Below are 7,099 nucleotides of genomic sequence, written 5' to 3'. Positions count from 1 at the left end.
ACGACTCCATAAGGTGACGTTTACCTACCAATAAGGTGACGTTTACCTACCAATAAGGTGACGTTTACCTACCAATAAGGTGACGTTTACCTACCATATAGTGACAATATTATTTATGTCACTATTGTGACTTATTAACTATTATGTCACTATACTAAATCAACAATAAATAACAACTAACACAGTAAATCACTGTTGTTAGGTTTGCAATGTGTGAACCGAGGTGAGCTATGTATAAACATAGAGAAGATGAAATGAGCCTAGTAGTTAAAACTAATCGCTTAAACACAGTAATACAAAGTTTGTCTTTAGCTGAAATACGTTTAATACAAGTGGGTATTATTGATAGCAGAGATAAAAATCAGGGGTTAAGTGCTGATAAGCCCTTACGTATCGAATCTTCACGCTATGCAGAAGCTTTCGGTGTAACTCGACAGACAGCTTACGAAGTCATGCTAAGTGCGGAAAAAACATTATTTGAACGACAATTTAGCTTTATTGATGAATATAACGACAAAGTAAAAACACGCTGGATTAGCCAAGCAAAGTATATTAAAGGTCAAGGTGCAATTGAGATAATATTTACACCCGCTGTAGTTAATGAAATAACGCGTATTGACGGCAAAGAAGAATTTTTTACTCAGTATCTACTGTGCCAAACTGCAATGCTTAACAGCGTCTACTCAGTGCGATTGTATGAATTAGTAACACAGTGGCGAGCCGCTAAGAAAACGCCAATGTTCGATCTTGAAATATTTAGAGGTCAATTGGGCTTAGGTGTTACTGATTATAAAAAAATGAATGATTTCAAAAAGCGAGTGTTAGATTTAGCAGTTAATGAAATTAATGATAAAACTGACTTAAAAATTAGCTATGAACAAGTCAAAGAAGGTAAAAAGATAGTAGGTTTTAAATTCAAAGTATTAGCTAAAGGTAAACCTAAAAACACAAAGCAAGAAGGTGACAGGGATATAAACACAGCAGATATGTTTACCGTAGAAGGGCTAAATGATAAACAGCTAGGCCGTATCGTTCGCAATCCTGCTTTTATGGCGGAATACAATCATTTAGTAAGCCCCACTAGCCCAGCTGGGCAGTCGCAACAAGGGTGGGAGTTTGAAATGCTTAATCGACTAAAAAAGGACGCATCACAGTTTAGTAAGCGTCCAATTAAAGATTATTTAGAGTATTAAGACTAACGGTCTATTATCAGTAGTTCCGCAAAGACAGTCTATTTTAAGTGGTTCATTAGCTCAAATAACGGTCTTATTTAGCGGTTCTACTGGGGTATGTTCAAATCAATTGCCTCAAAGATGTAATAAGAAGTAGAGAGCCTAGTCCAATAATTATCCATCCCATCATATTGGTTATTTTTAAGATAAAACCACTAGATAACGAATTTCTGGCTCTAATAGCTACTAGTCCGTAAGTCATCATGATGACGGTATCGCAAAAAATCCAACCGAAAACTAGTAATAATGCTGAGTATATGAAACTAAAAGAATGATCAATAAACTGAGGTAGAAAGATTAGAAAAAATATTATATCTTTAGGATTGCTAATACCAGTAAAGAAAGCTTGCGAAAAAAAGTTGTTAATTTCTGTATTTCTTTTAATATCAACTTTATTGGAAAATATACTTTTATAACCTATATATAATAAATAAACTGAACCGATGATAGAGAGGAATGGAAGGAAGTTTTTTGGTATGGTTTTGTCTATTAATAGTAAAGCTATTAATATTAATATAGTAGCAGCACATACGCTACCTAAAGAGTTTAATACTAAAGCCCTTCTTCCATAGCTTATAGAGTGTGAAACCATCAATGCTGTACTAGGTCCTGGACTAGCTATTATTGCTGATATGGTGAGAATATACGATAAAAATAGAAAGTTACTCAAAGCTAAATCCTTTTTATTTTCAAAAACTATATTGATAGACTCGTTCAATGAATCTGGTCTACTAGGCTGGTAAATGACCATATAATATTAAAAAACTACTTCATTTAGGCTTTTATCAGGAAATTACTCTAAATTGAATAATGAGCAACCACAAACTCTATCTAGAGTGCTAAAATATATAGTGATTACTAGAGTAGAAACTCACAATAGACACATTACATAAGTCATCGCTAGTCCTCATAAGTCTATTAGTGGAAGCCAATGAATTGGTGCTTTTGCAAGAGATCTAGCTTAAGAAAATTTAAAGCTTATAATCAATCTGAAAGCTAGTAAGATAAGTACAACACCCATGAATATTTCAAACCATTTTTTCTTTTGAAGAAATGACTTTCTAACTTTTTGAGTAGTAAATAAGTAAGCAACTACTACAAACCATGTTGCGTTCACAAAGCACATCCAAATACCATATAACAATTGAATATGAATTGGAGTTGTCTGACTTACAATTGTTGTGAAAACACCTAGAAAGAATATAGTTGCTTTTGGATTAGTAGCGTTAGTTATAAATCCTTTTAAGAAAGCAGATTTTGCAGACTGTATTTTTTGATCATTTACTGATTGGGTAAATATTTCATTTCTTTCTACATGTGATTTTTTAATGTTATTTTTTATTAAAATAAAGCCAAGGTATATTAGATAAAAAGCAGATATAGTTTTAACTATATTAAAAACCAATTCATTTGTTTGTATAAGTAAACCAAATCCCAAAATCGTATAGAGAACATGTACAGATATACCAATTCCAATACCTAATGCAGTGATAGCTCCTATTCTTCTTCCCCAAGATATACTTTGTTGAACGACTACCGCAAAATCAGGTCCTGGAGCAACGACTGCTAAAAAATGAATAGTAGCCAACAATAAAAACTCATGCAGATACAACATATATAAATATTAACTCCTGACGGACAATGATTGACGATTGCCTCTATAGACGATGAAGCATGATAGGGTAAATCTTGAGCATGAATCTTTAGGACGTATAGGATACATTCTTTTAAGTTAAAAAGAATTAAAGATTGGCATACTTAATTCAGGTAGGTTCCAGTACATACACGAGCAACCTCTCTCAAAAAATAAACCTTTTGATCCTTACTAATAACCTTAGCTCTCAAGGCTTGTTGTTCAGCAACGAGACTACGTTTTGGTTTAAGCTCAACCATTGAGCAGTATCCTCACACCTATAACCTATTATCTTTATGATTGCCTCATAATCCTTATTAAGTTTTCTTCTAAATATTGGTTCATGATGGGCTATACGGTTTCTTAATTTTCGGATTTTTTCCAAATCATTATATATTTCACCTCTCAACTCTTTTATTTCAACACTAGCATCCGCATTAGGAAAAACAGTTCTAAAATGAGGGAGCCATAACTGGTCATCATGACGACTGGTAAACATTTTTTGCCAAAATACAAAGTTCAGCTCAGGTATCACTTTGTTGACATCGGATAATTTATCTCTTGCTTGTTTTAGGTTGTTTCTTGGATTGTAACCATACTTAGGGTTAGGCAAGGTATTTATAAAACCGTTATCCCAAGGCCATTGATTGCCATGTAGCTTAAACAGCACCTCTGAAACCGCGTTTCTGATAGTCACCTCACAAACATGTAGGCAAGGGAAAAATGCGCCTGATACATTGGCATTCCATAGATACAATTCTAAAGCGCTATCTAAGTCAGAAGTTTCTCTTTCATAAGTAGATAATCTTGGTGAAGATAGCGTACCTTTTACCCTTTCACCGTTAACAGTTGAATTCATACCTAGAAAGCCTTATAATCAAATTGTGAGCTAGGGGTATCGTAGGTTAACACCTCCCCCCTAGACAGTTGCGAAAACCCTGCCTTTGTGCAGGGTTTTCTTTTTCAATTTTATCAAATATTCCCTTCAACATTTGATTTATCCTCAGCTGCCATAGTACCACCCAAGTTTTCAATGAGACCCTTTAATAGCTCCCTATCTGTTTCTCTTGTTAAATATTCGGGCAGTGACTTAGCGATATAGTCTTTTAACCCATGTACCTGATCTTTTTCTAAAGTGTCAATAAGAAAAGCACCCAGTAGTATTTTTTGCCGTGTCAGCTTCTTATCTAGCTTCTGTTTCTCTCTATTTATCTTAAGCTCCAGCTCATTAATCTTCTGCTGTTCCTTTAAATCATTACCACCAAGTAAGCCCATAATCCTTCCTTAAATTATCAAATTATTTACTCACCTGACTATAGCAACTTCATCAATACCTAACAACAGTTTATGATATAGTTAATTGACGGATGGTTAAGTCCCACTGACTAAGTGCGAGTTTTCGACTTTACAAATGTTTGTTCCTAACGGTCACACATTTATAAAATCAAAACATCGGCAGGGGCAAGCCCCCACACCCCCAGCACTACGAAAAGACGTAGTGCTAAAAACCAAAAGATAGAGCTTATAGAAATGGCTATTTTTATTGCATCGACTAAATCAATATCACGAGGTAACGGACAAAGTGCCGTTGCCAGTGCGAGTTATCGCGCTGGTTGTGAATTGGAAGATAAGCGATATGGTAAGACCCACGATTACTCAAAAAAGCATGGGGTGATGAGTGCCGATATTATTTTTCCGACAGCGTTGGCTGCTGCCAACGCTAATATTAATCGTAGTGATTTATGGAACAAAGCAGAGGCTGCCGAGAAAAGAAAAGATGCGCGTGTGGCTCGCGAATGGCTGATTAATCTACCGCATGAATTAAGCGAGCAAGACCGAAAAGAGTTAGCACATAAGTTCGCCCAAACCTTAGCAGACCGTTACGGCACGATTGCCGATTGTGCTATCCATCAACCCACACAAAAAGAGATTGATCGGGGCGCAGACCCTCGTAACTTCCATGCTCATATTATGTTTACCACGCGCACCGCAGAAATTGACGATAACAATCAGATCATACTGACCGACAAGGCGACCATCGAACTATCAGATAATAAGCGGCGTTCGCTTGGTATGGAACGAGTCAGCCATGAGATTAAAGAGGTTCGCCAAATATGGGAGCAGCTTGCCAACGAAAAACTGGCTGAGCATGACCATAAATTGATTGATAGTCGCAGCTATGCCGCGCAAGGAATTGATATTGAGCCACAGCTCAAAATGGGGTCAGTCGCTACCAAGCTAGAACGTGACAAATACGAGCGAGAGCTAAGAAAAGCAGAGCAAGCCAAAGAAGAAGGCCAGCATTACGAGATTGATAAAACGCCAGCAACACAGCTCGGCACAATCAACGAAATAATCAACGAGCGTAACGAGCTGGTATGGGGCGTAGAGCTTGCCAAAAATCAGAATGTGAACGACTTAGCTGATGCAATCATTGTTAAGGGTCACGACATCGAGCACACCACACCGCCGCCGAAACTGATCGGCGGCGATTATTCACCCAAGCCAAGTATGAAGACCGCAGCGGTAGCCGAACCCATAGAAGCACCAACACCTGAACCCAAACGCAAAACTCACTCCCCAGCTGACATTGCGGCAGCGATGGCAATGGCTCATGGCATCAGAGCAAAACGAGCAGACGAGCAAAAAGAAAAAGAGTTGGCGTTGGCGCAGCAGCGACAACGTGAGCTTGCCGAACAGAACCAGCGTGAGCAAGCCCTACGTGAGCGAATAGAGCAGCAAAGGGCGGATAGATTAAGACAGCAGCAGCAAGCCCAAGCTGAAAGGCTTGAGCTTGAGAACAGGCAGTTTGAGAGCGATAAAAAACGGATTTATGAGTCAGCCTTTATCAAAGCAGAGCAGGGCATCAAAGGCGTTGATAAAGACAAAAAAGCAGGGACGCATATTCTAGCTATTTCAGTCGCTAACGATGTGATGCAAGACCTCAAAAAATATATTGATGAATCAAGCACACCTCACACACAGCGTGAGCTTGCAGAGGGTGAGCGTGACAAGCTAACCGACTTCGTTAACGACAAATCAAAGCAAGCATTGAGCGAGATTAAAAATCTGCACTACACAGATGATCGCAAAACGCACACAGCAGCCCTTAAAGACGTATTGAACGATTTTGTAGGTAATCACAGCCAGACCGCAGATAAAAATCAGCAGCAAGCACTACAGAGCGTACAAAGAGACGTTGCGAACTATAGCAATGAGATTAACCGCAGTCGTGGTTTTGAAATGGGAATGTAAAAAATGTCAGATATGAGAGATCTTGAAGACGTATTAAACGCAGTATCCATGCTGATAGAGCATGACAGCACACTGATAGAACAACGAGAGCAGCAGGACAAGGCAACCGCAGCACTGGTAAACGATTTAACCGCGCAGCTTAGAGACTATCAGCAGCGAGAGCAGCAGATCAAAAATACTATCGCTACCAGTACCGCTACAGAAACTAGAAAAGCTGTGGGCGATGTTCTCAATTATTATCATAATCAGCTAACCGAAGGTGTTGCCGGTGATGTTCAGCGAGCTAATGAGCAACTAAAGCGTACTGCTAGTGTTGCAACCGTAGAAGTTGAGAACCTTTCCCGTATTTCTTATGAGATGAGAGATACATTTGATAAGCGTTTGGCTGATTTGAATATGTTTGCTGATACGCTTTCAGACCAAAATAAACGTTTGGCCAATGATGCTAAAAACACGTTAATTAACATCAGAAAAGAGGCAAGAGAAGGTGCACAGCAGTACACAAAGGAGCTATCAGATAAATTTGCTAAAGCCCTTAGCTGGAAAATAGCAGGTATTTTAAGTGCTATTTGTTTATTTATTTTGGCTATGACTCTTTTATTAGCTTGGCTACTGATACCTAGTAAGGCAGAAATTCAAGAACGTCAAGCAAAGTACGACAGCATAGCCTCTGCTAGAGTCGCTCATAACGTCATCAAAAATCCAACTGATGGTAAATATTATGCGATAGTCCAAAAAAATTCTTGTTTCATTAGCCCAAGAAATAACGAGCAATATTGCAAATTTAGATAGATCAAAGCTCTTATCTTTTTAGTTAATAAAAAAAAGAAAAAAGGCTTTTAATGTTTTTAATGCTTTTAACAGCTTTTAAGTCCGCTACAGCCCCCTAATACCAAAGCCTAACGACTCCATAAGGTGACGTTTACCTACCAATAAGGTGACGTTTACCTACCAATAAGGTGACGTTTACCTACCAATA

7 protein-coding genes are annotated in these 7,099 nt (G+C 38.1%); 3 read left to right on the top strand and 4 right to left on the bottom strand.

What is annotated here, in order from left to right:
• The first annotated feature begins 230 nt into the window (after positions 1-230).
• Positions 231-1,193, top strand: a complete 963-nt coding sequence (gene repM / locus AAEY78_RS12010; protein WP_352339581.1) for a replication initiation protein RepM — start codon at positions 231-233, stop codon at positions 1,191-1,193.
• A 100-nt stretch (positions 1,194-1,293) separates the two neighbouring features.
• Here the strand turns inward: repM and AAEY78_RS12005 are convergent, their stop codons facing one another.
• From AAEY78_RS12005 to AAEY78_RS11990, 4 genes are all read right to left on the bottom strand, one after another.
• Positions 1,294-1,902 (bottom strand): LysE family translocator, encoded by a 609-nt coding sequence (locus AAEY78_RS12005; protein ID WP_352339580.1) that lies wholly within the window; start codon positions 1,900-1,902, stop codon positions 1,294-1,296.
• Positions 1,903-2,193: 291 nt separating this feature from the next.
• Positions 2,194-2,847 (bottom strand): LysE family translocator, encoded by a 654-nt coding sequence (locus AAEY78_RS12000; RefSeq protein WP_352339579.1) that lies wholly within the window; start codon positions 2,845-2,847, stop codon positions 2,194-2,196.
• A 226-nt stretch (positions 2,848-3,073) separates the two neighbouring features.
• Complete coding sequence (locus AAEY78_RS11995; protein WP_352339578.1) at positions 3,074-3,724, bottom strand: hypothetical protein; 651 nt, start codon at positions 3,722-3,724, stop codon at positions 3,074-3,076.
• A gap of 113 nt (positions 3,725-3,837) precedes the next feature.
• Positions 3,838-4,140: a mobilization protein MobS gene (locus tag AAEY78_RS11990; RefSeq protein ID WP_352339577.1), complete on the bottom strand. Its 303-nt coding sequence runs from the start codon at positions 4,138-4,140 to the stop codon at positions 3,838-3,840.
• 255 nt (positions 4,141-4,395) lie between these two features.
• On the opposite strand from AAEY78_RS11990, the gene AAEY78_RS11985 reads away from it, so the two are divergent.
• Together AAEY78_RS11985 and AAEY78_RS11980 are read left to right on the top strand one after the other, a co-directional pair.
• A complete protein-coding gene (locus AAEY78_RS11985) occupies positions 4,396-6,120 on the top strand; it encodes a MobA/MobL family protein (RefSeq protein ID WP_352339576.1) in 1,725 nt (574 codons plus the stop codon).
• Positions 6,121-6,123: 3 nt separating this feature from the next.
• Positions 6,124-6,912 (top strand): hypothetical protein, encoded by a 789-nt coding sequence (locus tag AAEY78_RS11980; RefSeq protein ID WP_352339575.1) that lies wholly within the window; start codon positions 6,124-6,126, stop codon positions 6,910-6,912.
• Positions 6,913-7,099: the final 187 nt, after the last annotated feature.

The sequence above is a fragment of the Psychrobacter sp. 16-MNA-CIBAN-0192 genome, assembly GCF_040309565.1.
Classification (GTDB): domain Bacteria; phylum Pseudomonadota; class Gammaproteobacteria; order Pseudomonadales; family Moraxellaceae; genus Psychrobacter.
The sequence above is the reverse complement of the archived record's forward strand: the minus strand, read 5'-3'. Positions and strand labels throughout refer to the sequence as shown.